At 37.1% G+C, this 24,794-nt stretch carries 25 protein-coding genes; 7 read left to right on the top strand and 18 right to left on the bottom strand.

The features are described from left to right. Positions 1–16: 16 nt before the first annotated feature. From VBZ51_RS08140 to cobA, 5 genes are all read right to left on the bottom strand, one after another. Positions 17–1,117: an ABC transporter permease gene (locus tag VBZ51_RS08140; RefSeq protein ID WP_058104636.1), complete on the bottom strand. Its 1,101-nt coding sequence runs from the start codon at positions 1,115–1,117 to the stop codon at positions 17–19. Positions 1,118–1,150: 33 nt separating this feature from the next. Further along, the gene (locus VBZ51_RS08145; RefSeq protein WP_416576597.1) at positions 1,151–2,539 is read right to left on the bottom strand and encodes a CmpA/NrtA family ABC transporter substrate-binding protein; all 1,389 of its coding nucleotides are present in this window, start codon (positions 2,537–2,539) and stop codon (positions 1,151–1,153) included. 250 nt (positions 2,540–2,789) lie between these two features. Continuing rightward, the gene (locus tag VBZ51_RS08150) at positions 2,790–3,548 is read right to left on the bottom strand and encodes a Crp/Fnr family transcriptional regulator (protein ID WP_091608086.1); all 759 of its coding nucleotides are present in this window, start codon (positions 3,546–3,548) and stop codon (positions 2,790–2,792) included. A gap of 12 nt (positions 3,549–3,560) precedes the next feature. Continuing rightward, positions 3,561–4,988 (bottom strand): NarK family nitrate/nitrite MFS transporter, encoded by a 1,428-nt coding sequence (locus VBZ51_RS08155; protein WP_286814549.1) that lies wholly within the window; start codon positions 4,986–4,988, stop codon positions 3,561–3,563. 246 nt (positions 4,989–5,234) lie between these two features. Beyond that, the gene (gene cobA / locus VBZ51_RS08160; protein ID WP_416576598.1) at positions 5,235–6,008 is read right to left on the bottom strand and encodes a uroporphyrinogen-III C-methyltransferase; all 774 of its coding nucleotides are present in this window, start codon (positions 6,006–6,008) and stop codon (positions 5,235–5,237) included. A gap of 123 nt (positions 6,009–6,131) precedes the next feature. Here cobA and nirB point away from each other — a divergent pair, with 123 nt between their 5' ends. The 5 genes from nirB (at position 6,132) to VBZ51_RS08185 (ending at position 12,176) form a co-directional block, all read left to right on the top strand. Next, positions 6,132–8,648, top strand: coding sequence for a nitrite reductase large subunit NirB (gene nirB / locus VBZ51_RS08165; protein WP_416576599.1), 2,517 nt, complete (start codon positions 6,132–6,134; stop codon positions 8,646–8,648). 91 nt (positions 8,649–8,739) lie between these two features. Then, positions 8,740–9,120 carry a nitrite reductase small subunit NirD gene (nirD, locus tag VBZ51_RS08170; RefSeq protein ID WP_058104632.1) on the top strand — a complete coding sequence of 127 codons (381 nt, stop codon included), beginning with the start codon at positions 8,740–8,742 and terminating at the stop codon, positions 9,118–9,120. Between the two features lie 21 nt (positions 9,121–9,141). Beyond that, on the top strand, positions 9,142–9,732 hold the full coding sequence (locus tag VBZ51_RS08175) for a DUF4202 domain-containing protein (protein ID WP_416576600.1): 591 nt from the start codon (positions 9,142–9,144) through the stop codon (positions 9,730–9,732). Positions 9,733–9,754: 22 nt separating this feature from the next. Next, a complete protein-coding gene (locus VBZ51_RS08180; RefSeq protein ID WP_416576601.1) occupies positions 9,755–11,605 on the top strand; it encodes an ATP-binding protein in 1,851 nt (616 codons plus the stop codon). Continuing rightward, on the top strand, positions 11,592–12,176 hold the full coding sequence (locus VBZ51_RS08185) for a precorrin-2 dehydrogenase/sirohydrochlorin ferrochelatase family protein (protein ID WP_058104629.1): 585 nt from the start codon (positions 11,592–11,594) through the stop codon (positions 12,174–12,176). Before VBZ51_RS08180 ends, VBZ51_RS08185 begins: the two co-directional genes overlap by 14 nt. A gap of 2 nt (positions 12,177–12,178) precedes the next feature. Here the strand turns inward: VBZ51_RS08185 and VBZ51_RS08190 are convergent, their stop codons facing one another. Then, positions 12,179–12,733 carry a hypothetical protein gene (locus tag VBZ51_RS08190; RefSeq protein WP_058104628.1) on the bottom strand — a complete coding sequence of 185 codons (555 nt, stop codon included), beginning with the start codon at positions 12,731–12,733 and terminating at the stop codon, positions 12,179–12,181. 191 nt (positions 12,734–12,924) lie between these two features. On the opposite strand from VBZ51_RS08190, the gene VBZ51_RS08195 reads away from it, so the two are divergent. Continuing rightward, positions 12,925–13,977, top strand: a complete 1,053-nt coding sequence (locus tag VBZ51_RS08195) for a phosphotransferase enzyme family protein (RefSeq protein WP_416576602.1) — start codon at positions 12,925–12,927, stop codon at positions 13,975–13,977. Here VBZ51_RS08195 and VBZ51_RS08200 read toward each other — a convergent pair. The 4 genes from VBZ51_RS08200 to VBZ51_RS08215 all read right to left on the bottom strand — a co-directional run bounded on the left by VBZ51_RS08200 (position 13,958) and on the right by VBZ51_RS08215 (position 17,631). Beyond that, on the bottom strand, positions 13,958–14,683 hold the full coding sequence (locus tag VBZ51_RS08200; RefSeq protein ID WP_348361761.1) for a TVP38/TMEM64 family protein: 726 nt from the start codon (positions 14,681–14,683) through the stop codon (positions 13,958–13,960). The genes VBZ51_RS08195 and VBZ51_RS08200 overlap by 20 nt on opposite strands. 4 nt (positions 14,684–14,687) lie before the next feature. Beyond that, positions 14,688–15,572, bottom strand: coding sequence for an SdiA-regulated domain-containing protein (locus VBZ51_RS08205; RefSeq protein ID WP_416576603.1), 885 nt, complete (start codon positions 15,570–15,572; stop codon positions 14,688–14,690). Between the two features lie 94 nt (positions 15,573–15,666). Beyond that, on the bottom strand, positions 15,667–16,941 hold the full coding sequence (locus VBZ51_RS08210; RefSeq protein WP_416576604.1) for a histidine kinase dimerization/phospho-acceptor domain-containing protein: 1,275 nt from the start codon (positions 16,939–16,941) through the stop codon (positions 15,667–15,669). A 12-nt stretch (positions 16,942–16,953) separates the two neighbouring features. Beyond that, a complete protein-coding gene (locus VBZ51_RS08215; RefSeq protein ID WP_416576605.1) occupies positions 16,954–17,631 on the bottom strand; it encodes a response regulator transcription factor in 678 nt (225 codons plus the stop codon). A gap of 160 nt (positions 17,632–17,791) precedes the next feature. On the opposite strand from VBZ51_RS08215, the gene VBZ51_RS08220 reads away from it, so the two are divergent. Next, a complete protein-coding gene (locus VBZ51_RS08220) occupies positions 17,792–18,238 on the top strand; it encodes a PepSY-like domain-containing protein (protein ID WP_416576606.1) in 447 nt (148 codons plus the stop codon). A gap of 67 nt (positions 18,239–18,305) precedes the next feature. Here the strand turns inward: VBZ51_RS08220 and VBZ51_RS08225 are convergent, their stop codons facing one another. The 8 genes from VBZ51_RS08225 to VBZ51_RS08260 form a co-directional block, all read right to left on the bottom strand. Continuing rightward, entirely contained in the window at positions 18,306–18,872 is a 567-nt protein-coding gene (locus VBZ51_RS08225) for a TlpA family protein disulfide reductase (RefSeq protein ID WP_058104621.1), read from the bottom strand. Positions 18,873–18,979: 107 nt separating this feature from the next. After that, positions 18,980–19,168 (bottom strand): hypothetical protein, encoded by a 189-nt coding sequence (locus VBZ51_RS08230; protein WP_058104620.1) that lies wholly within the window; start codon positions 19,166–19,168, stop codon positions 18,980–18,982. 106 nt (positions 19,169–19,274) lie between these two features. After that, positions 19,275–19,517, bottom strand: coding sequence for a hypothetical protein (locus VBZ51_RS08235; protein WP_058104619.1), 243 nt, complete (start codon positions 19,515–19,517; stop codon positions 19,275–19,277). A 41-nt stretch (positions 19,518–19,558) separates the two neighbouring features. Beyond that, positions 19,559–19,828, bottom strand: a complete 270-nt coding sequence (locus VBZ51_RS08240) for a hypothetical protein (protein ID WP_058104618.1) — start codon at positions 19,826–19,828, stop codon at positions 19,559–19,561. A gap of 8 nt (positions 19,829–19,836) precedes the next feature. Further along, the gene (locus tag VBZ51_RS08245) at positions 19,837–20,013 is read right to left on the bottom strand and encodes a hypothetical protein (RefSeq protein WP_156894545.1); all 177 of its coding nucleotides are present in this window, start codon (positions 20,011–20,013) and stop codon (positions 19,837–19,839) included. 438 nt (positions 20,014–20,451) lie between these two features. Continuing rightward, positions 20,452–21,213: a hypothetical protein gene (locus VBZ51_RS08250; RefSeq protein ID WP_058104617.1), complete on the bottom strand. Its 762-nt coding sequence runs from the start codon at positions 21,211–21,213 to the stop codon at positions 20,452–20,454. Between the two features lie 255 nt (positions 21,214–21,468). After that, entirely contained in the window at positions 21,469–24,084 is a 2,616-nt protein-coding gene (locus VBZ51_RS08255) for a M14 family metallopeptidase (RefSeq protein WP_058104616.1), read from the bottom strand. Positions 24,085–24,466: 382 nt separating this feature from the next. Continuing rightward, positions 24,467–24,766: a GIY-YIG nuclease family protein gene (locus VBZ51_RS08260; RefSeq protein WP_058104615.1), complete on the bottom strand. Its 300-nt coding sequence runs from the start codon at positions 24,764–24,766 to the stop codon at positions 24,467–24,469. Between the last annotated feature and the right edge of the window lie 28 nt (positions 24,767–24,794).

Below are 24,794 nucleotides of genomic sequence, written 5' to 3' on the forward strand. Positions count from 1 at the left end.
CTCTTCTTTTTATAAATTATGCCATCTCGTTTTTGTTGAAAGAAACCATGTTCTGTACGGTCAACATCAACCTATCCAATAAAAACCCAATGATACCTATGACAAACATGGCCACAATGATTTTTGAATTGGAGTCGTTGGCACCATTCTGGAATTCCTCCCAAACGAAAAGACCTAAACCTTGACTTTGTGCAAGCAATTCAATAGCGATCAAAACCATCCAAGCAACAGAAAGCGTTATTCTTAGACCTGTAAAAATTAAGGGTAACGAAGATGGCAGTATTACTTTGAATACTTTTTGAAACGTGCCTAACTTCAATACTTTGGCTACATTGATATAATCTTTATCTACCGATGATACCCCCATTGCCGTATTGACCAAAGTTGCCCACATGGCACATAACCCAACACTGATAAAAGAAATAACAAAGGCATTATCTGAACTATCGCCTATGTACAACGTTTTTACGATCATAAAAACCAATAAGTACCATACCACGGGCGATACTGGTTTAAAAACTTGGATAAACCAGTTGAACGCACTACGTAAAGACGGACTAAGACCTATTATGATACCTATGGGCACAGCAATCAACAATGCCAATAGAAAACCTGCAAATACCGTTTTAATACTTGTAAGTACTATATCTATAAATGACGCCCTACCCGTATAAACAATAGGATCTTTGCCCTGAGCAATTAATTTTTCATTGGTAGCCGACAATTTTTCCGCAAAGGCAGCCTTGTCCGCTTTTATAACTTGGTGATCTGCGACCAAAGATTTTAAAGATGCCCAAACCTGTGTAGGTGATGGTAGGGTGTTGGGCTGGCAACTACTGTCACCAGACTCTATACAAGCTCGTTCTGCCGCTGCAGCTTCTTCACCCCGTTCTTGCAACGCTTTTTCTACCTTGTAATCTGCCTCTTTGTTGTAAAGGGCTTTAGATCCCATATGCCATAAACCTATAAACAATAAGATGGATAGAAGTGTTATCCCAGCATTCTTCATAGATTTTATAATGCCATCCTTTTTTACACTTGGTGTAAGTTTTAAAAGTACCTGCTTAAAACTTGCAGACATGCTTTTTTCGTTTTTTAAGACCATTTCTTGCTCCATAATAATTTGTTTAAAGTCAATGAATAAATGTGCTTACTTTTTGTCTTTGTTACCTATAGAAAAACTATTGATATACCCAATTGGATCTTTGGCATCATAGGTGGTACCGTCTATAAAATCTGCCGTAGGTGCTTTGTAGCCATCTGTTGCAGGTATATCCGTTGCAGGTATTTGACCTTCGGCAACCAAAAGATCCGCAGCCTTTTTCCAAATATCAGGTCTGTAGATATCCTTAATGGTTCTAGCATACCAGTCTGTAGTTTTAGCTTCTGGAATTTGTCCCCATCTACGCATTTGAGTTAAGAACCAAATTCCGTCAGAATAGAAAGGATATGTTGCGTTGTACTTATAGAATACATTGAAATCTGGCATTTCTCGTTTGTCTCCTTTTTCGAATTCAAAAGTACCGGTCATAGAATTTGCCAATACTTCTTTTGGCGCGCCTACATATTGAGACATAGAAAGAATCTCAACCGCTTCTGCTCTATTAGAAGGCTCATCTAACCATTTACCGGCTCTGATCAATGCTTTTGTAACCGCAATTGCCGTGTTAGGGTTCTGCTCTACAAACTGCTTGGTCATTACAAATACTTTCTCAGGATTATTCTTCCAAATGTCATAGTTGGTAGTAACCGGAACACCTATTCCTTTAAATACCGCTTGTTGGTTCCAAGGCTCACCTACACAGTATCCGTAAATAGTACCGGACTCCAATGTAGCAGGCATTTGCGGCGGAGGTGTAACAGAAAGTAAAACCTCGGCATCTATTTGCCCTTGTACATTATCCGCAGTATACATACCTGGGTGAATACCTGCTGCAGCCAACCAATAACGCAATTCGTAATTATGGGTAGATACCGGGAAAACCATTCCCATTTTAAAAGGTTTCCCTTCATTTTTATAAGAGGTAATTACAGGTTTTAATGCATCTGCCTTAATAGGATGAATTGGCTTACCATCTGAATCTGCCGGTACATTTGGTTTCATTTTTGACCAAACATCATTAGATACCGTAATTCCATTTCCATTTAAATCCATAGAGAACGGAGTAACCAATTCTGCTTGTCTACCAAAACCTGCTCCTGCAGCAATTGGTTGGCCTGCCAACATATGTGATCCGTCTAACTGACCGTCAATAACACGGTCCAATACATTTTTCCAGTTAGATTGTGCCTCGACAGAAACAAAAAGTCCTTCCTCTTCAAAAAAGCCCTTTTCTTTTGCAATTGCCAATGGTGCCATATCGGTCAATTTTATAAAACCAAAAGTTAACTGTGGCTTTTCAATATCCAGCATTTTTGTTTTTGAGGTTACAGCTTCTTCAGTAACCGCTTCGGTTTTCTTACTTTTTGTATCTCCACAAGCGGTAAACACCAAAGCGAGGGAAAGGGTTAAAATAGATGAAGTAAAAATGTTTTTCATAATCATATCATTTAGTTTTCTACGTATTAATACTTATTGAAGCAAATATATACGTATCCTATACTTTTGTTAATGCTATTAGGTATGTTTAAACCTCTTTTTACACCATATAATTAACCCTGTAAAACACATATCATTTACTGCGAAAAAGCAGTTTTTATCAAATAAAAACCTCTTTATCAGCAGTATATAAATACTGAGAACATTGAGAATAACTACGTAAGTATGTGTGATTAGATAGTACGTACTATTAACTATCCAAATAGAAATTGTGCTCTGAGATTTCTTTTTTAAGCAATGCTATATCAGCAATACCAATTCTTTTGCCTTTGGTAATCAATAAGCCCTCTTTTTTAAGAATAGATAACATTCTTATGACCTGCTCCTCGGTAGTACCCGCATAATCTGCATATTCTCTCCTGCTTAATAAAAGTGAAGAATACCCATTTACCTGTCCAAATTTGCGGTCAATATATAATAGTGTGTCTATAACCCGTTCACGAACCGTCATTTGAGATAAGGATTTTACCCTTATTTCACTACGATTAAGTTCATTGGCATAAAACAACATAAAATCATACGTAAGACCAGGTGTTTCCCTTAATGATTCTTGAAGTAACTCTTTTGAGAAATAACATAAGGTGCAATCTACCAAAGCAATGGCACTAATTGGATAAGTCTCTTCTGTGCCAAAACCTCTATGCCCAATGATTTCACCTGGAGATGCAAAACGAACAATTTGTTCTTTACCATGTAGACCGGTCCTTAAAACTTTGACCTTACCACTTAAAAGAAAGAAGAGTCCGGTTACCGAAGCTCCTTCCATAATAAATTGCTGTCCTTTTTTACACTTTATTTCTTTTCTTGCCTTTACAAGTTTGCCAATACTAGAAGTATGAATGTTCTTTTGAATAAGACAATTTTCATTGGAGCATAATCCACAGGCACTATCTAGCAGCTCCGATGAATCGGAAATACGCGTTGATATATGATTAGCACCTGCTCGCATAGCTACATGAATTTAGATACTACTTGGCGATAAATTGATAACGGACTTATCTGCCTTTTGTAATTCTTCCTTAACTAGTTTTTCATCTTCGACGGAGAATTTAATGGCCAGCGTAACAAGTGCCGTGACTATAACAAAGCCACCTATAAGTAAATACCCACTTGAAACAGCCCCCGATGCCGCAGCAGATTGAGCGGCCTTCATTGCTTCTTCACCTAAATTAGCGTTAGCAGCCAAGGCATTGGTTTCTGCCAAAGCGGATTTTGATTTTAATAATAATGCCGCCAAAAAAGCACCTACATTACCACCTGCACCAACAATACCAGAGATAGAACCAATAGCTTTTTTATTTATAAAAGGCACTACCGAAAACGTTGCCCCTTCTGCCATTTGTACCGTTAAACTAAAGGCAATTAAAAATACAATTCCCATGGCAAAGCTTGTTGCCATTGAAAAAACGGAGAGCATAACTCCTTCTAAAGCCAATATGACCGTTAAGAAAAGTACCCTACCGCGCAAGCCTTTTAATCTACCGAAACGATCTCCGAAAAAGCCGCCCAAGGTTCGGGCAAATATATTCATCAGGGCAAAAGAAAGTACCAAGTTACCCGCAGTGGACCGTGTTAACCCAAACGTGTTTTGCAAATAATCATCCATGGTACCATACACCGTAAGTTCCATTCCAAAAGATGCTGCGTATACAATGAAAAGAATCCACACCCTATAATCTTTTAAAACACTTAAAAACGATTCCTCATCTTTTTTTAGCTTCGGCATTTTACCTGCCTCCTTTAATTCCTTAAAATTACCTTCTGGTGTGTCTTGGGTAAAGAAATAATATACAAGTCCCATTAGCATAGCAATGATACCTGCAATGATCATTGAATATCTCCATGCAATTTCATCGGCAACCCCAAAGCTTACCACTGCAGCAGCGATTAATGGCATACCTAAACGGTTGGCACCACCACCCAAATTACCCCATCCGGCAGAAGTTGCATTTGCGGTACCAACAATATTGGGTGCAAACATGATAGATGTATGAAACTGGGTGATTACGAATGAAGCACCTATAAAACCAATAAACAATCTGCAAATTAAAAATTGAAGCGGCGTTTGCACAAAACCGATAAGAATTACGGGAATGGCACCTAGTATCAATAAATAGGTATAACATAACCTAGGACCATATTTATCACAAAGCTTTCCTATTAATAGTCTAGCGAAAACGGTTCCTGTAACCGCCAATATTATTGAGTTCCATTTTTGATCTGGAGTCAACCCTAAATCTTTAACAACATCTGGCATGAAGGGTACAATACCGAACCATGCAAAAAAGCAAATGAAAAATGCAATTGAAGTTATCCAAAAAGTACGAATGGGTAAACTCTTTATATTCGTTAAATTTAAGGTGGTGGACTTTTTAGATTGATTTTCCATAATATAGCAGATTGCGTTATTGAATGCATACAAACCTACTATAAATAATACGTAATTATACGTAGTTTTTAATATAATTTTAAATTACTACGTATTTTTGAGGAATTAAGGAAATGAGCCTGTTACAATTATTCGATTCTAAATTAAATGCTCAAAAAAATTGAAATAGTGTAATTTCTACCACTAAAATGCCTTGCCGTTTACCTTTTATTAGACTACTATAAAGGTGAAATCTCCTTTATTTGATTAAATAGCATGGTGTAGAATACGCTGTACTTCTTCTTCAAAAAATGATGGATGATCAGCTACCACGTCTCCAATGACAATAATGCCCGGTTTGGTAACATCAACCTCCCCTATACTATTGTTCAATGTATCTAAAGTAGCTACATAACATTTTTCATGTTGGGTAGTTCCGTTTTGAATTACCGCAATAGGCGTCATTGAACCCCTATATTTACTAACTTCTTTCACTATTTCATTAAGTTTTCTAATGCCCATTAAAACAACCATAGTGGCAGAAGATTTTGCTGCATATTGCAAATCTTGCGAAAACGTACCATCTCTTTTTGTTGCCGTCATCACCCAAAAACTACTACTTATTCCTCTTTTGGTCATCGGTATACCTTGACTAGATGGTACAGCTATAGCACTGGAAATTCCAGGAACTACACTAACAGGTATGCCAAATGACTCTACATATTCTATTTCTTCATTTGCCCTGCCAAACACAAAAGGATCACCACCTTTTAAACGTACCACATGACCGTATTCAAAGGCATATTTTACTATTAATTCATTGATTTCATCTTGGGAATGCGAATGTTGACCACATCTTTTACCCGTAAATATCTTAGGTATATCAGTACGTATTTCAGATAATAGATCATCACTGATCAATGCATCGTACAAAATAATATCGGCTTGGTTCAAAACCCTCAAACCCCTTATAGTTATTAGGTCTTTAGCTCCTGGACCCGCACCTACTAAACTTACTTTTGCCGTTTTTTCTAATTCCATCTTCATAGTATTTAGCATTATTAATTATCGATTCTTCAACAAGAATACGTAATTATTTTCATAAAATCAGTATTTATATACGTATTTATACGTAATATTGCTAAGTAGCTAAACAATATGGGTATGAAAACAATAATTGTTGTCGGTAACGGAATGGTAGGATACAAATTCTGTGAAAAATTTGCCGCAAGGGAAGAAAGTAAACATTTTAAACTAATTGTTTTTGGTGAAGAACCACGCGCAGCCTATGATAGGGTTCACTTAAGCGAATTCTTTGAAAATAGAGATGCCAAAGCTCTAGAAATGGCGCCCTTGGAATGGTACGCGGATAATGATATAGAATTAGTGGTCAATGAAAGGGTCACCGATATTCACAGAAGTAAAAAGACCATTACTACCGCCAGTGAAAAAGAATTTAAATATGACTACCTGGTATTGGCTACGGGTTCTGCTCCATTTGTTCCTCCAATACAAGGCGTAGAGAAAAAAGGTGTCTTTGTTTATAGAACCATAGAAGACCTAGAGGCAATGCTAGCATATGCCGAAGAAATTAAAAAAACTAAACCTAACAGTAAAGCGGCTATTCTTGGTGGCGGACTACTTGGTCTAGAGGCAGGAAAAGCTGTCATGGACATGGGGCTAGAACCGCATGTGGTTGAATTTGCTCCAAAATTAATGCCTAGACAACTAGATTCCAGAAGTAGTAACGTACTACAATTAACATTGGAATCCATAGGTATTGCCATACATACAGGAAAAGCTACCAATAGTATTATGGGCAACGGCGCCATTACAGGTATGGACTTTGGCGAAGATGATAAACTAGATGTAGATATGTTGGTCATTTCCGCCGGTATACGTCCAAGAGATGAATTGGGCAAAACCTGTAATCTAGAAATGGGCGTGCGAGGCGGTATTGTGGTCAACGATAAAATGCAAACCTCTGACCCAACTATATTTGCCATTGGTGAAGTAGCGCTATACAACCAAATGATCTACGGTTTAGTGGCACCGGGCTATGAAATGGCCGAGGTGGCCGTAAATCAAATTCTTGATCAAAACGAGGTTGTCATGAAACCGGAAATAGATATGTCTACCAAACTGAAATTAATAGGTGTTGATGTTGCCAGTTTCGGTATTCCTTACATGCCTGCGGAAAAGGGACTTTCCATTATCTACGAGAACAAAACAAAGGGTATCTATAAAAGAATAAACGTAAGCCATGACGGTAAAACCCTTTTAGGGGGAATTATGGTGGGTGATGCCGAAGATTATAGCATTTTACACCAAATGTACTTGAACAATATGCCACTGCCCGATAACGCTGAAGAACTAATCGTTGGTTCTAGAGGTGAAGGCGGCTCTGCTTTTGGTAGTGCCATGGACCTGCCCGATACCGCAGTTATTTGTTCTTGTGAAGCGGTTACCAAAGGCCAAGTTTGCTGTTCTGTATTAGAAGATAGCAATGAAACCATGAAAGATGTAGCCAAAGCCACAAAGGCAACAACAGGTTGTGGCGGGTGTAAACCTATGGTGGCAGATTTAATCAAGGAGAGCTTAAAGACTTTAGGGAAAACGGTAAAAGAGCGCTTGTGCGAACATTTTGATTATTCCCGCCAAGAGCTTTTTGATCTTGCCAAATTAAAGGGAATTACTGATTATGATACCCTATTAGATGAAGTAGGTACCGGGCATGGTTGCGAGGTATGTAAGCCGGCAGTTGCCGCAATATTTGCTAGTCTATATAATGAAACCGCCAACAGGCAAGAAACCATACAGGATAGTAATGACCGTTATTTGGCCAATATACAACGTAACGGTACCTACTCTGTTGTACCAAGGGTTGCTGGCGGAGAGATTACACCTAAACAATTAATGGCAATTGGAAGAATAGCTCAAAAATATGACCTCTACACCAAAATTACCGGTGGCCAGCGCATAGATATGTTTGGAGCAAAACTACACGAATTACCTCCTATTTGGGAAGAATTGATTGCCGAAGGATTTGAAACGGGCCAAGCTTATGGAAAATCTTTACGTACGGTGAAAAGTTGTGTGGGATCTACATGGTGCCGCTATGGTATGGATGAAAGCGTAAGTTTCGCTATTGAAATAGAACACCGGTACAAAGGCATACGATCTCCTCATAAATTTAAAGGTGGCGTTTCGGGTTGTATTCGTGAATGTGCAGAAGCAAGGGGCAAAGACTTCGGATTCATTGCCGTTGAAGGTGGTTGGAACGTTTATGTAGGTGGTAATGGTGGTGCTACGCCTAAACATGCCCTTTTACTTGCTGAAAAAGTTGACAAGGAAACCGCCATCAAATACGTAGATCGTTTTATAATGTTCTACATAAAAACAGCACAACCTTTACAAAGAACCGCACCTTGGTTAGAGAAATTAGAAGGTGGTATTACCTATTTACAAAACGTTGTTGTCAACGACTCTTTGGGCATTGTTGATGAATTGGATGCTGAAATGCAAGCCTTGGTAGATTCTTATGTATGTGAATGGAAAGAAGCGGTAGAAACTCCAGAAATAAGAGAGCGCTATACACACTTTGTAAATTCTGAAGAAACGGATAACAATATTGAATTTGTGTCTTTAAGAGAACAAAAAATGCCAAAGGAGTGGGCGTAACGGTTGATGGTTGACAGTTGTTGGTTATTTATAAACCATTATTGCAATCATCTAAGTGTAGAAAATTATTAAAAATCAAAAAAACGAAATTATGTCTTTATCTGTTTTGAATACGTATGCAAGTGTAGCTGCCAGTGATGTTAAGGTTTGGTTCAAGGCCGCGCCAATTTCCAAATTTCCTAAGAATGGCGGAGCTTGTATAAAATATAAGGACAAACAGATCGCCGTATTCAATTTTACAAGAGAAGGTACTTGGTACGCTTGTCAAAATCTTTGTCCTCATAAAATGGAAATGGTTCTTTCCAGAGGTATGATCGGTGAAGAAAATATGGAAGCTAAAGTGGCCTGCCCACTTCACAAGAATACATTTTCCTTAAAAACCGGAGAAAATTTAAACGGGACTTTAGACCCCATTGCTACATATCCTGTAAAAATAGAGTCGGACTTTGTGTATGTTGGCTTTTCTGAATAGCTTTGAGTAAATAAAAGACTTATGGCGACCACAGATAAATTACTACTAGCATTTCAACAATTTGACGAAGCCAATAAGCAAGATCCAAATACCGAAGTTTTTGAAGGTACTACCTACCCAAAAGAAGTTTTGTACGGTATACGCATGACAGAAAGACTAAATGCCTTTGACCCCAATGCATCTGAAGCATTACGCCTAACCGCAAGATGTCAACATATCTGTAGATGGGAAATTCCTAGAGAATCTTACGAGATGAACCGCGAAGGGTATTTGAGATGGAGACAAGAGTTAAAAAAGTTCCATGCCACAAAAGCCGCTTCTATTTTAGAAGATATAGGCTATGACAAGGAAACCATTGACAATGTCAAATTTCTTTTACAAAAAAAACAACTAAAGAAAAACGAAGAAACCCAAACTTTGGAAGATGTTATTTGTTTGGTCTTTTTAGAGTTTTATTTTGAACACTTTGCCCATAAACACCCAGAGGACAAAACTATTGATATTCTTCAAAAAACATGGAGAAAAATGTCAACCAAGGGTCAAGAAGCAGCTCTAAAACTTCCCCTTTCTAAATTCTCTTTAGACTTAATTACCAAGGCCCTAAACGCCTAGTTTAATATACGATTGCTTTTTTATGGACCATAACGAGCGTAACATACCATTGGACACCGCTACGTTTATACGTATACGTAAATGGTACCTATTGGCATTGGCAGCTATTGCGCTTACGGTAATCATTGCCCAAGTACTTATTCAACTACATTTAAAGGCACAATCTGGCGATTCTCAACTTATAAACATTGCGGGTAGGCAACGTGCCTTTAGTCAAAAATTGACTAAAGAGACTTTGCTATTAAAAGCACTGAACAACCCTGAGGAGAAAAAATTAGTGCTTTCAGAAATTGCAAAAACCCTAGAAATTTGGAAAGTTTCCCATATGGGCCTTCATTTAGGTGATGCCTCCTTTAACCTACCTTATGAAGATGATCCCAAAGTACAATCATTGTTCAAAAAACTTGATCCGCATCATAATGCCATGGTCCATGCCATAGAACATGTACTATTCACCCATCAACAAAATATTAATGCACCGGTAGAGCAAGCAGATTTAGACACCTTATTAAATAATGAGCGGCAGTTTTTAAACCTCATGGACCAAATTGTTAATGAGTATGATGCACGTAGTAACGAACAGCTTCAAAAATTAAAACGAAAAGAATATTGGCTACTTGCTTTTTCGCTACTGATTCTTCTACTCGAAATCTTTGTTATTTTCAGGCCCTTATCCATCCAAATTAAAAATACCATTGGCCATTTAATTGGTAAGGATGAAGAATCTAAAAATCAATTAGATAGAATACAAAGCCTATATGACGAAAAAGAACGCTCGCTAAAAGAACTACAAGAGCTGAATTTCGTAATTGACAATGCCGCCCTTTTTGCCAGTATACGTAAAGACGGTAGCATTGTATTCATCAGTAAAAAATTTCTTGATCTATTAGGGCACACGAACACCCCGGTAAACAAGCCGATTTCAGAAATTCTAACGGTAGAAGAGGGTCAGCAATCGTATCTAAAAGAGGTTCTAAAAATCAACAGAAAAAATATCATTAGAAAAGAGGAGTTGCAGGTAGTGACCACTAAAGGCGCAACCATATGGTTAGACATGTCTATTGTTCCCATGCACCATTCTACTCTAGAACAGGATATTTTAATTCTATGTTCAGATATCACAGAACGAAAAGAAAACCAGCTAAAAGTACAAGAATTGACCCAGCAGAATTTTGAGGAGCGTATGCAACAGAAAAAACTGCAGGCAAGTCAAATCGTAGAGGGACAAGAAGAAGAACGCAAACGTATTGCAAAAGATATTCATGATGGTATTGGACAAATGTTGACCGCTCTAAAGTTCAATATTGAGTCCATTGATACTGAGGATAAGACCAAGACAAAAGAAAAAATCGCCTATTTAAAGGCACTGACATCAGATTTAATTAAAGGGGTGAGAACCGCTACTTTTAACCTTACCCCACCAGAACTTGGTGATCATGGTATTTTTCCCGCATTACAGAAAATGACTGCCGAACTGTCTAAATTGACCGGTAAGACCATTCTCTTCAAAAATAAGACAGATGCCAACATTAGATTTGATTCTTTGGCAGAAACCAACATTTATAGAGTAACACAAGAAGCGGTGAACAATGCTATAAAGTATGCCGAATCTAATTATATTTTGGTTACTTTAAATTACTCTTATCCTATATTAAGTGTGGTTATTGACGATGATGGAAAAGGTTTTGATGACACTTTATTGGCTCAATTGCCAAAGAACAATAGTGAGGGTGGCATGGGGCTTTTCTTTATGAAAGAACGTATAGATTATATCAACGGACGCCTTTTTATAAATTCAGAAATAGGTAGGGGCACACGTGTTACTATCAATTACAAAACAGAAGAAAACAAAATTTCATATGGAACGGAATGAGCTATATCCCATATTTTTAAAAGTATCTAACCTGCATATCTTAATAATTGGCGGTGGCAATGTGGCTCTAGAGAAACTCACTTTTCTTCTAAAGTCTAGCCCTAATGCACAAGTAGAAATGGTGGCACCTATGTTTAGGGACGAAACCATTGAACTTGCCAATAAATTCAATATTAAGATGCACAATGCTACTTACGATGCATCATTTTTAAAAGGAAAACACATTGCCATTGCCACTACCGATAACGTACCGGTAAATGAACAGGTATATCATGATTGTAGAGAAAGGCAAATTTTAGTAAATGTTGCGGACAACCCACCATACTGTGATTTTTACATGGGCGGTATTGTTACCAAAGGGAATGTGAAAGTGGCGATTTCAACAAACGGTAAATCCCCAACCACGGCCAAAAGGCTACGACAGTTTTTTGAAGATGTTATACCGGAAAATATTGATGACCTGGTTAAAAACCTCAACGAATTTAGAAAAACCATAAAGGGCGATTTTGAAGAAAAGGTGGAAACCCTAAATGAATTTACCAAAGGGCTGGTCAACAAAAAAGAGAAGTAAAATTACTTCTCTAAACTAGCGTGATCCTGATCATGGCTACAACTGTAATGTGCATTATCCGCAGCGTAAACAGAAGCATCTGCAGACTCTTGCGCCTCTTTTATTAAGCGTTGCGCAATGCGCATATGATATTGTAAATTTCCTAGGTTACGCGCTTTTGCGGCACTCTTTACATTTTCAAAAGCTTCTGCAGAAAAGTCTCTCGTATCTATAGCATGCTTTTCAGCATCTATGGTATAGCTAATGGCTTCTGCCAAACCGCAACTTTCAGAATCGTATTGCGCTTCAGATGCTAAAATTACGGCCTCATCCGCAGCGTTCACCGCTTGTCCCATTAAAAGCATTACAGTTTTGGTGTTCTTTCTTGCTTTGGTCAAAGAAGCATCAAAAGCGGCAATTTCCGCAGAAGTACTGAGCGAATCTGAAAGCTGACTCACTTGCTGCATATAATGCTGTACATCGCTAATTTCACTCTTAAAAACTTCACATTGGGCGTGTACATAGGTAGAAGTAATACATAATACAGCCACCTTTAAACAGGTTTTAATCTTGTTCATTCTTGGGGGAATTATAATTGGTTATGATACTAACTACTTTATTTTCAAAATCGTATTATTATTAGGCCAACTGCATAAATTAAAGAATATTCTTACTAAATATTCGCGCCTCATCATCAAACAAGTATATTTATTATACCGCAAAAGCCCCTTTTTCTATACCTTTAAATGCTTAAACTTGTTTCATATAAATGACTTTGGCATCTATCAAAAAAATACTGGTTGAATTCAACCTCAACGGAAATTCTACCCAGTGGACACCGCTTAATAACGGACTTATCAATGACACTTATTTAGTAAAAGGGGTTAATGGTGAGCAGTATATCCTTCAGAAAATCAACACACAGGTATTTAAAAATGCCGGTATTTTAATGGCAAATATTCAATTTACATTGCCCATTCTAAATGCTGATGACTATGAACAAATAACTTTTCTAAAAACGAGAAGCGACAAAAATTATCTTGTTCAAAACGATGAGTTTTGGCGAATGATGACCTTTATTCCCAACAGTACTACGTATAATACCACTACCCACCCAACTACCGCATTTGAGGCAGGTCGTATTATTGGTAAGTTTCATCAACTGTTACAACATATTGATACAACTCTTATTGAAGACACGCTGCCAAATTTTCATAAGCTGTCTCACAGAAAACATGAGTTTGAACAAGCCTTGCAAAATGCTACCAAAGAAAAGCTTAATGTTGCCGATAAAGATATCAAAAAGGCACAGCATTTTATAACCGAGCTTGCCCATTTGAATACAGGTAGCCTACCCATTAGAGTTTGCCATAATGATACAAAGCTTAATAATATTCTCTTCTCAAAAACATCTGAAAAAGCATTGTGCCTAATTGATTTGGACACTATAATGCAGGGATTTTTCTTTTATGATTTTGGTGATGCCATAAGAACCATTGTCAATACTGCTGCCGAAGATGAGCAAGATCATAGCTTAATTACATTTAACGAAGCATTGTTTACTTCCTTCGTAGACGGACTGGCATCTAACGGACCCATTTTATCATCAGCCGAAAAGGAAAGTCTTCCGCTTGGTGCTGTATTTATGCCCTTTATTCATGGCTTACGGGCGTTGACCGACTATTTGAACAACAATACATATTACAAAGTCAGCTACGAAAATCAGAATTTAGACCGTTGTCTTAGTCTCTTTAATTTTGCGGAAAAAGCACTGGACCGTAAACACTATATGGCTAGGTACATTAAGAATGCTCTTGGCTAAATTTCTTGCTTTTTGGTTTTTTCTTTTTATCATACCAAACGTAAGCTATAAAACACAGCAAGCTCACTAATGAACCCCACAACAACCCCATTTTTAAGTTGTCTATATTTTTACCAAAAACGGCTATGAATATGGTCAATGGCAATATACCTGCCAACGTTGCCCCCATGAACCTCCAGTACCCCATACTTAGAACTCCACCAACAAAACTTATGGCATCATTTGACAAAAAGGGATTCAACCTGGTAATAATTATGGCCCAAAACCCATAGTCATCTAAAAATGATGCTACTTTTTTTTCAGATTTCTTTCCTATAATTTTCTTCACGAATGCATCGCCAAAATAACTACCTATAAAGTAACCTACCGTAGAAGCGGCAAATACGGAAACAATGATGATTACACTGCCCCAAACGGGACCATAGGCCAATACCGAAACAACCATTAGCAAAATACTGGGCACTACCAAAAGAAACAGTTGGGCTACCATGGCCAACACCAGTACTACCGGACCAAACCATCCAAAACCAGATACCCATTGCTGAATGCGCTCTTCATTATCACTTGTTAAAACAGACCATGCTTCATTTAAAAAATCTTGTACACTGGGCACTACAAAATAAGCTATTACCAACGCCACCAAAATACCTATAGAGATATATAACGGCAGTTTACTTTTAGATGTATCGGCTTCTTTGTTTGGCATATAATTAAAGCAATAATTTTAATTTTGTGATGGTGCCCACACCATCTTTTTTCCCTTCACTTGAGATATACAGGTCTCCATCTGGGCTAAAAGTAATGCCTTCTGGTTGCGGAAATACTTTCTTACTTAAACTATACCCATTCTTTGCCACTCCGTTTTTATCCAATATCAATAGTTTGGGTTTAGCCCCTTCTAGCATGTATATTTCTTTTGTTTGCGGATGAATTGCAATATCAGATGGTCTAAAATTTTTATAAATCTTTTTCTCCCTAAAGTGTTTTAATACCTCATCATCCATATCTAGTTGCATTACTGGATTATAACCCATAGTGAACTCGCTTAATGAGAAGGCATAAACACCTTTTGTATTATCAGCATCTATATCACGGTCTTTGGGGATCATCAATAGTTGATTTGCGGATAAATCTAACCAAAGACTTTCCATGTTGTTCTTTTCATTAAACCTGGTTTTATACTCGGTAACCTTTCTATCCTTATGTTGAAAATTCTCAATAATGGTTATTGTACCATCACTTTCAAGCGCATAGGCATTGTTTCCTTTTACGGCAAGGCCTTCATAATCACCTGCGTTGCCAAATTCAATTTCCTCTACTACTTTTCTCTGCTCAAGATCATAGATATAAATAATACCGTCTTCATCTTGTATTGCAGCTATTTGATGTTCACTTACCCATGAAATACCTGAAACTTCCCGTAATTCTGCCGGCAACTCCCATCTTTCTGAAATTTCATATACTGCCTTATTAGCACTATCATAGGGTAACCAATCTCTAAAGTTCATAAAAAGGAAACCCATACCTAAAACGATGGCTGTAATGGTCCAAAATTTTACTTTTGCCATATTCAATGTTGCATTCTTAGTTGTCATAATTCCTTTATTTAAAACTATTTATATAAAAATAGCCTTCAAATCTGTAAAGAAATAGGAACTAATGCGCTTTGATCCGTTTTTTATAAAAACCTTAACCCTTTACCTTAAATAGAATCCTAAAATGGTGTTGCCGGCTATAGCTATACTTTAATTGTAGGTTGTATTTATCAGCTATAGCTTTACTAATGGCAAGACCCAACCCTGTAGAACGACTATCTGTAGAAACCTTTTTAAATCGTGAAAATAATTCGCCGGAATCCAATGCTTTCTCTTTACCATAATTTTTGATGGTTACACTATTTTCATCAATTACAATGGCTATTTCCTTACCTTCTTCGCCATGGATTATGGCATTTTTAATAAGGTTGGTGACCATTATAATTGCCAAATCGGTATTCATGGTATACCGGATTTTGGCATTAGATATTACATTGACCTGCATGTTCTTATGGGTGGCAAAATCTAAAAAATCTGCCGCGACTTTCTCTATAAGTGCATTAAAATCAATATCCTCCTCTTCCAAATACTGACGGTTATCTATTTTAGACAGTAATAATAGCGACTTGTTCAGGCGTGTTAAACGGGTGAGGTTATCAAGAACTCCTCCTATTTCTTGGGTCTGATGCCCTGTAAGTTCATTTTTCTCCAATAGAAGTTCTAGTTTATTCATTGCAATGGCCAACGGGGTCTGTAACTCATGTGCGGCATTTTCAATGAACTCCTTTTGTGCAATATAACTATCGCGAGACTTCTTGGTTAACTTTTCTACACTTTGGTTCAGTAGGTTAAACTCATCTATATCCGTGGGCTCTTGTTGGATAGGTTCGTCTTTTTCAATTCTAAATCCTTTTAATTTATCAATTAAGGAATAGAAAGGTTTCCACACCTTTTTCAAGACCAAATTATTAAGGACCACAATACTCAATACCAACGCCAAATACAGCCCCACCAAATAAGTAAACAGGTTCTCTATTTGATCATCTTCTTCCACCATTGACGTTATAAGCTTGATCTTATAATAGGTGTCATCTTGCACAAAAGTACTTTCAAGCATTCTAATGGGCTCAAACTCATCTTCATTCTGCATGTACATTAAAGTATCGCGATAACTATCCTTATTGATGTCGTGACTAACTGGAGCTACCTTTTTAATGGTATAGTTGTTTACCCCAAACTCCGTATCCTGCAATAAACTGGGATCTATTTTTACCGCATCAATAATTAGTTCTTTTTGGTTTTCCAAGCCATCATCTAAACTGTCGTACACCTCATCTATCATAGCAAAATAGAAGATAACCGCCCAAACGGAAATGAGAACTATGAGTAGTAAGGCAAAATATTTTGTGGTGTGGTTTAGAAGTTTCATAGTACCTGCTGCTTATAAGACCAGTAATTTGTAACCCACACCATAAACCGCCTCAATTTCAATTGTGGCAGCTGCGTCTGACAGCTTTTTACGTAAATTCTTTATTTGCGAATAAATGAAGTCGAAACTATCGGTTTGGTCAATATGATCGCCCCAAACATGTTCTGCCAATGCGGTCTTGGTCACCAGCCTTGTTTTATTAGCTACCATATACCATAGTACATCATATTCCTTTCTGTTAAGTACTACTTCATTTTCATTGATATGTACGCTTCTACTGTCTGGATCAATGTTTACATTACCGATTTCTATAAATTTATTACCGTCAAAAGTTCTTCGACGAACTATGGCGTTTACACGTGCATGTAACTCGGCCATATGGAAGGGTTTTGGCAAATAATCATCCGCTCCTAAATTAAGGCCCTTAATACGATCATCTAAAGAATCTTTTGCCGAAACAATGATTACACCATCATCTTTGCCAAGTTGTTTTACAAGTTTTAACAACTCCAGTCCGTTACCATCGGGCAAGGTGATATCCAACAAAATACAATCATAATCGTAAATGCCAATTTTAGATTTTGCCGTTTCATAATTAGAAGCCGTTTCTACAGTATACTGTTCACGCTGTAACGTTTGGCGCATATTCTGTAGCATTTGGGGTTCATCTTCTATAATTAGAATTTTCATGGCATCATTATTTGCATCAATAATATAAAAGAATTCTAGAAAGATATGGGAATAATGTTGCAGTACTAAATAGTTGTTAAAATTGAGCACATCAATTCCATTCCCAATTTCTTCTAGATTTGGTCCTTTTCTTTGAACTGAATTTAAAAATTATCTGATCATGAAGAATAGAAATTTAATAACTGCAGGTTTTACATTACTTGGTGCATTCTCAATATTTGCACAGGATATGAACCCTGATAATGTACCTTCAAATTTAAAACAGAATTTTCAGAAAAATTTTCCTCAGGCTACCGATGTGGAGTGGGAAATGGACGGACAGTCTTATAAAGTAGAATTCGATATGAATAGAAATGAACATGAAATATGGTACGCTACAGATGGTACTACTACGAGAACGGAACAAGAATTGACCGAGGCGGAATTACCACAAACGATTAAAACGGCCATAAGCGGAAGCTATGCCGGGTATAAAGTAGATTCCATTGAAAAAACTACGGTAAACGGAAGTTCAACATATGAAGTAGAACTTGAAAAAGGATGGAACAACGAAAAGGACGTTGTTTTCAATGAAGATGGAAAAGTACTTAGTGAAATGATTGATTGATGTTTCTTTGATTGGGAAATGTGGGAAAGGCCGGAATTCAGTTTTCGGCTTTTTTTATTTTAAACTATTACTTTGCCATCAACTCATTCAGCAAATTTCTCACTTTAGAACTGTTCCAATCCGCTGCTCCGGTCTCCTTAATGATGATGGTACCTTGAGCATCAATTACATAATTGGTAGGTATACTGTTTTCTTGTAAAATTGCCGGAGTCTGCATTTGTGGAAAATAGATAGGTAGCTCATAACCTTTCTTACGAACAAACCGCTCCACTTTTTCTGGTTCTTCTTGGGTCAATAGTATAAAATTGACTTTGTCCCCGTAGTCTTTATACAACTCTTGAATTCCTGGTAATTCTGCAATACAGGGCGGACACCAAGTTGCCCAATAACTAATGAAGGTAACCTTGCCTTCACCAACGGCAATATTTCTTGAAGCGCCTTGCAAATCTGTAACCGCGTATTGAAATGGCGCCACTTGATCTTGGTCATTGGCGTCTTCTAAACTGGGCGACCAAACCGCTACTTTTAGTTTATTGACCGCTACTTGAATAGGTGTTCTGGTCTGTGGTATTAATAGTAAAACAATAAACCCCACAAATATGACATCACTAATTTTGAACTTCCTCTTTTTCATATGGGTGTGAGTCGAAAAACATAGTGTTTGCTAACAGTTAAACGTAATTACCTCTTTGCGTCAGATTAAACTATAATTAGGTTAAATTTGTACAAATTCTTAAGGAGTTATCCATTCTTGCTTTCCTTAAGATACCCGTTAAATACCACACCAAATAGGGCAACCCAAATTAAACGGAAAATCCAGATATTCATGTCAATTCCAAAAAACTGACCTGTTTCACTGTTGCTAACAAAGCTATAGGCTATTTCAATTATTGCTATAACCATACCAATAATAAAAATTGCTTTTCTCATATTACTTTATTTATTGGCACCGCCAAAGGGTATAATATCCCGAGGCTTGCCTCGAATTTAATAGTTTGTTTCCTTTGAATGCCTCATGGGCTTGCTCTGAGGTGTTTTACAATCTGGAATCCAATTCCTTTTTAAAGGTATTCATATGCTTTACATTCAATGGAATAATTGCCGACAATGCAAACGGAACTGCCAATAACGGAGTTAAGCCATCTTGTATAGATACGTAGATCAAAAAGAGTAAAATTCCGAACAATACAATTGCCAAGAGCCATACCATAGTTTTGGCTGCTGTATGCTTTTTAAGCAGTTCTTGGGTACTTAATTTAGCTAAGGCTTCTTTGGTCATTTCATTTCTTTTTTGGCAAGTCCATGATTTAGGTATAACCGCTATTCTTCAACATCGTCCTTAGACTTGTTGTATTTGGTAAACTCTACTTTTTTATCTTCCAATATTTTATAAAACCTACGATGACTTATTTTAAGGTCTTTGGTAATTTGCGCCACCTTTTTAGTTTTCTTTTTGTAGTGTTTTATTTCTGCCGTAACGGCTTTATTGAAGTAGTATTTATGTAGAGCATCAACCACTTCTAACTCGGTCTTATTGCTATTGTTCGCCAGCTGATCTATTTCAGATTTAATTTGTTGTAAGCCTTTCATATCTTATCCTAATTTTCTGGCACTGGGTCAGAGAACCTTGATTTTAAATGCGCATACTTATCTAAATCTTCTAAAGAGTGGTTTCCGTAATCATTGACAATATCAAATTTTACGTTATTGTTTGCCAAGAAAGTGGCTACTCTTTCTAGCTCTTCGGGGGAACCTTTAATTTCAATTTTTGCCATTGTTTACAAATACATTTATTTTAGTGTTTGCCTAAATTTAGGAATATTCTTTTGAATTTGGGAATTGAAATACCTTACCCAACACATATACCTATTAAAGTTAATTGAAAAATTATTTATTACGCCAATGAATTGTCAATGCTAAACCTCTGCTATATTTACTTCTAGCAGCATTTTCTTTATTGAGGTAAAGGTGAAAAGATTATGCTAAAAAGTTTTTGTGCAATCAAAGGGTAAAAAAAGCCCATTAATAAAGAGCAACACTAATAGATTCTGGGGGAACTTTAGTATACTAATATTAAGGGCAGCCTCAATTTAACATTTAATTAGGAAATACAAAAATTGGATATAAATTCTATGTGATTTTAGTCCCAATAATTATAAAAACAAAAAAAGCAGCCTTATCGGCTGCTTTTTAATTTATCCAATTTATTTTATTTATTCACCTATATAAGAAAATGTGGTTACGTAAGTTTCATTCTCATCTGAATGCTCAGATACTGTTGAAACCGTTGCAGTTGTAGGGTAATCACCGTCATAAGTATATGACATGTTGATGGTGTACTCTATTTCACCTTCCTCATTTTTATATAGTACTTGTGACGGATTGTTGTTTGGGAACAATGCTTTGGCCCTTACAATTTCTTCTGCTTGTGGTGCTGCCGCAAAATTTAATCTAATTTGATCCATAACATCGATCAAACCTGCTGCTTCTGCAGTTTTATAAAATGGGTTTGGCTTATCATCATAAGAGATTTCAGCGGTGTAATACACTACTTCTTCTTCACCGGTCATGTAATCATAGTCATATTCTATAAACTTGATCACTGATGGATTGCCATTTTCATCATATTCCTCAACTTGGCCAGTTTCAAAAGCATCATACGGTGATTCGTATAATTCTTCTACATTACCATTGTCTACATTACCGGAAACATTGGCTAAATTTCCATCTTCGTAAATGAAATTAGTGGTTTCTGTTCCATCAAAAATAGAATTCAACTGTAGCTCGCTATTATAAGAAAATATAATACTGCTGCTATCATCTGAATTTTCGGCAGACGCCACATCTATTGAGCTTATTAGCTTTGTTTCTACTTTACCGTTTACTTCTTCAAACTCGTCTGAGGTAGAATCATCACAACTAAAGTTAAGGATTGCAACAGATGAAAATAATAATAAGTTTTTAATTGATCTCATGCTTAAATTTTGATTTTATTTATTGTTAGGTCTATACTTAACCATTAGCTTTTAAAAATATTGTAATGGATTTATTACGGAAATCCGTAATAATTTAACAAGGTCAACTACCACGGTGTTTGTAGGAATATTTTGATTCAAAAAAAAATTAAATAAAAAATGCCCACCGAAATTCGATGGGCATTTTTGGTACTTAACCTTTCTGTTATTGAAAGATTATATCACTTTATCCTATGTTAATTCATATACTTAATACTATTCTGCGGCTCCTTCAAAAATAGTATTGAATATTAGTTTATAGGTACCTCTTGGTTGTGCTCTAAATTGTGGCCTAAATGCGAACAACACAACAGAACCCTTACCGTATGTTGCTTTGACCATAGCTGGTTTTTTAGCAATGTACTTTTTCTCGCCCATTGCCCAGCCACTCATTAAAAGGTCTTTCTCCGCATAGGTGGCAATTACCTCAACTTCTGGAGCAGGTGCATCTTTTATATCTTCTGTACCACCTTCGCCTTTTTTACTTTGCTTATCAATAACAAAGGCACGACTTTTATTGAAGGAAACAGCAACGGTATCTTGCATACCAAATGCCAACGGATGCGTGGTATCTATACCTGTCTTGATCAATGAACCTGGTATAAAAAATTCTTTGCTATCTGTGTCTTCGGTAGCGTCTTTTAGGGGTAAACCAAATTGCTCTATCACATAATTACTGGCAGCATCAAAAGCCATTAAAGTCCCGCCATTTTCTACATATTTGCTCAAGGCAAGCGAACCTTCTAAACCGATACCACCTGTAAACTTCTCTGGCATTTTTAATGGTGAGTTACCATGTAAAATTGATTTTGCGCGTTGTGATGGTATGATCAGTACATCATACTGCGACAAATCTTTTGTTTGTATGTCTGTATCGTGAAGCGTATCGGTCTCGAACGAATATTCATCCATGATAAAGCGTGTCCACCCTTCATCCATATTGGAAACCCAAGATTTATACAATCCTACTTTTGGCGTATGTACCTTGGTCATTTCCACTTTTGGTTCGGCAGATAACCCAACAACTTCTAAACCATATTCTGCCGCTAAGTCATCTATAGATGCACTACCACCCGAAACAATATATGACCCAGCAGGATACTCAGTTTTACCCGATTTAAACGCTGCTTTGGTTTTATGTGCCGTCCCGCCTGCTTTTAATACTTTATTGGTCACAGCAACAGATGCATTACTATTGGCACTTAATAGATATCCAAAGGAAGCATTCCCCTTTACACCACCTTCATAATACGGTGCAGATACAAGCACTTTTTCTGTACTTACCTTGAACGGTTCTGCAATTTTATCTACTGCAATACCCATTTGCATGGGCAATGTCCAACCGGCTAGATCATAAGGAGTGTCCGGTGGACCACCTGGATATTGAAAACGCGTTGGGTAATTCTGCTTTTCCATCAAATCCATTAAATACGGTCTAAAGGCTTGTGCAGTGTAAATTACATACGAACCTTTCTCATATTTTTTTCCGTTGATCTCAAAATTCTTAGTGGCTTTTTCAATTTCAATTCCGCCTTTTAACAATACGTTTACCAGGTTTACAGATTCAAAAGCATCCCACTGCTCTTTTGCTATTACATATGCGAACGGACCTTCCTCTTTTGATTTCTCAATTGTCGAAGCTCCCATTTTATAGATATTGTACAAGTAGTTGCTCTTACGATCAGCTGCTAAATCCAGAGTTGCCCAAGTTGCGGTCAGCATATAGTCTACGGCATCTCGAAAATGAGATTCGCCACCTTTCCAAGGGTCTGGATACATAATATCGGTACCATCTGTTGGTGTGCCACCGGCAACGGTTTTAGGTAATTTTTCAGGATCGTAAAATCGCGGCGTCGGACTCGTATGACCAACTTCAGTTAAAATACCGATCATATTGTGATAGTAAGGCACGGTACGCCCACCGCCGTTCCAGAACATGGTATAAAAATTATCGGCAATGGCACCTGGCATATTCTCCAATGAAAACCTTTTGGTCATTGCAGAGCCTACTTCACTTACACCGGCAGTGATTGCTGGATGTATTCTTGGGTTTACAGGATCTGCATATGGTGGTAAAGATATTTTTGTCCAAGATGGTGAAGATTGATGGTGGTTATATACTATCTGTGGATACCATTCATTGTACAAAATCTTAGTTACGTTATAGGTTTCTGGCATGGTATTCATAAACCAATCCCTATTATTATCATGCCCCATGTAGTAGTGATATAAAATTGGAGGTCTTGATGTCTCATATGCCGTACCCAAATTCTTCTTGTACCAGTCTACAACAATATCCAACCCATCAGGATTCATTACCGGCATTAATATGGTAATCACATTGTCCCTAATTTTTTTAATCTCGGTAGTTTCTGCAGTAGCCAAGGTATATGCAAACTCAGATGTCATTTGTCCGTGTGCCAACTCAGTAGAGTGCATACCGCCGTCTATCCAAACTACAGCTTTTCCTTCCTCAGATAATTTCATGGCTTCTTCGTCAGAAACCTGAACACGGGCAAGTTTTGTACTAATGTCTTTCCATTTATCTAAATCTTTTAGGTTTTCCTCACTAGAAATAAACAGAATGTACATTTTTCTACCTAGTACCGTAGTTCCAATTTCTACTTTTTTGACACGATTAGATGAAGCGTCTAGTTTAGAAAGATAGTCTTCAATTTGGCTGTAGTCTGCCAATTTATAATCGGCACCGACTTTAAAACCAAAAACGTCTTCAGGTGAAGGTACGGTTTGCGCCATGGTCATGGGCATACACGAAATGGCCAGTACAAGGGTCAGCAATGCCGCCTTGTACCATGAGTTTTTTGTAGTCATTTTTTGAATTAGTTTGTTTGAACTAGGAAATTAAGAAATAGAAAAGAGTTGCGTAAATCTTACAAACAAAGATTATGTTAAAAGAAATGTTAATTTCAGAGTTCGTGATTTGATGGGGGTGTTTTTGAGGAAATGGTTTATCCAAAGATAAAATCTACTTACATGTGGGAAGATTGATATTGTTAAAATCACTTTATTTCAACAATTCTTCTCAACAAGAACCGAAACAATGCACCTATTAGTAGTAGCTCTAAGTGTAATTTATGTTTGTGATTTGTCCATAAATGAAAAAACTCCATTAGATCATTTGATTTAATGGAGTTTTATATGTGGTCCCACCTTTCCAAAAGTTGACCACCTGTCCCGATAGCTATCGGGAGCGTCAGCTGCTCTTGGTTTCATTAAATATCTTGTCTCGTAGCTCGGCATATGTATTCAAGTTCCGAATGTAAACACCGCTCCTCATTGATTTTATTTTTCGTTCTAGGCGAATTGCATGGGCATAATCATCACAATCAAACTTCAAGAATAAGACCCAATCATTTGTATTCGAGGTAAAGCTTTTTGAACCATAAGCACCTGCGTTGTGATTTTCAATACGTTGGTCTAAATCTTCATGACACGCACCAATATAGAATTTGTTAAGTGTTGTGCTGTATAGAATGTAAGTATGTGAAGACATGGTTGGAAATAAAAAAACTCCTTTAAAT

This window comes from Maribacter sp. HS (genome assembly GCF_048059195.1).
Lineage (GTDB): Bacteria > Bacteroidota > Bacteroidia > Flavobacteriales > Flavobacteriaceae > Maribacter > Maribacter dokdonensis.

Coding starts and splice junctions, on each gene's coding strand:
- VBZ51_RS08140 (WP_058104636.1), bottom strand. CDS start 1,117: ATGGAGCAAGAAATGGTCTTAAAAAACGAAAAAAGCATGTCTGCAAGT.
- VBZ51_RS08145 (WP_416576597.1), bottom strand. CDS start 2,539: ATGAAAAACATTTTTACTTCATCTATTTTAACCCTTTCCCTCGCTTTG.
- VBZ51_RS08150 (WP_091608086.1), bottom strand. CDS start 3,548: ATGCGAGCAGGTGCTAATCATATATCAACGCGTATTTCCGATTCATCG.
- VBZ51_RS08155 (WP_286814549.1), bottom strand. CDS start 4,988: ATGGAAAATCAATCTAAAAAGTCCACCACCTTAAATTTAACGAATATA.
- cobA (WP_416576598.1), bottom strand. CDS start 6,008: ATGGAATTAGAAAAAACGGCAAAAGTAAGTTTAGTAGGTGCGGGTCCA.
- nirB (WP_416576599.1), top strand. CDS start 6,132: ATGAAAACAATAATTGTTGTCGGTAACGGAATGGTAGGATACAAATTC.
- nirD (WP_058104632.1), top strand. CDS start 8,740: ATGTCTTTATCTGTTTTGAATACGTATGCAAGTGTAGCTGCCAGTGAT.
- VBZ51_RS08175 (WP_416576600.1), top strand. CDS start 9,142: ATGGCGACCACAGATAAATTACTACTAGCATTTCAACAATTTGACGAA.
- VBZ51_RS08180 (WP_416576601.1), top strand. CDS start 9,755: ATGGACCATAACGAGCGTAACATACCATTGGACACCGCTACGTTTATA.
- VBZ51_RS08185 (WP_058104629.1), top strand. CDS start 11,592: ATGGAACGGAATGAGCTATATCCCATATTTTTAAAAGTATCTAACCTG.
- VBZ51_RS08190 (WP_058104628.1), bottom strand. CDS start 12,733: ATGAACAAGATTAAAACCTGTTTAAAGGTGGCTGTATTATGTATTACT.
- VBZ51_RS08195 (WP_416576602.1), top strand. CDS start 12,925: ATGACTTTGGCATCTATCAAAAAAATACTGGTTGAATTCAACCTCAAC.
- VBZ51_RS08200 (WP_348361761.1), bottom strand. CDS start 14,683: ATGCCAAACAAAGAAGCCGATACATCTAAAAGTAAACTGCCGTTATAT.
- VBZ51_RS08205 (WP_416576603.1), bottom strand. CDS start 15,572: ATGACAACTAAGAATGCAACATTGAATATGGCAAAAGTAAAATTTTGG.
- VBZ51_RS08210 (WP_416576604.1), bottom strand. CDS start 16,941: ATGAAACTTCTAAACCACACCACAAAATATTTTGCCTTACTACTCATA.
- VBZ51_RS08215 (WP_416576605.1), bottom strand. CDS start 17,631: ATGAAAATTCTAATTATAGAAGATGAACCCCAAATGCTACAGAATATG.
- VBZ51_RS08220 (WP_416576606.1), top strand. CDS start 17,792: ATGAAGAATAGAAATTTAATAACTGCAGGTTTTACATTACTTGGTGCA.
- VBZ51_RS08225 (WP_058104621.1), bottom strand. CDS start 18,872: ATGAAAAAGAGGAAGTTCAAAATTAGTGATGTCATATTTGTGGGGTTT.
- VBZ51_RS08230 (WP_058104620.1), bottom strand. CDS start 19,168: ATGAGAAAAGCAATTTTTATTATTGGTATGGTTATAGCAATAATTGAA.
- VBZ51_RS08235 (WP_058104619.1), bottom strand. CDS start 19,517: ATGACCAAAGAAGCCTTAGCTAAATTAAGTACCCAAGAACTGCTTAAA.
- VBZ51_RS08240 (WP_058104618.1), bottom strand. CDS start 19,828: ATGAAAGGCTTACAACAAATTAAATCTGAAATAGATCAGCTGGCGAAC.
- VBZ51_RS08245 (WP_156894545.1), bottom strand. CDS start 20,013: ATGGCAAAAATTGAAATTAAAGGTTCCCCCGAAGAGCTAGAAAGAGTA.
- VBZ51_RS08250 (WP_058104617.1), bottom strand. CDS start 21,213: ATGAGATCAATTAAAAACTTATTATTATTTTCATCTGTTGCAATCCTT.
- VBZ51_RS08255 (WP_058104616.1), bottom strand. CDS start 24,084: ATGACTACAAAAAACTCATGGTACAAGGCGGCATTGCTGACCCTTGTA.
- VBZ51_RS08260 (WP_058104615.1), bottom strand. CDS start 24,766: ATGTCTTCACATACTTACATTCTATACAGCACAACACTTAACAAATTC.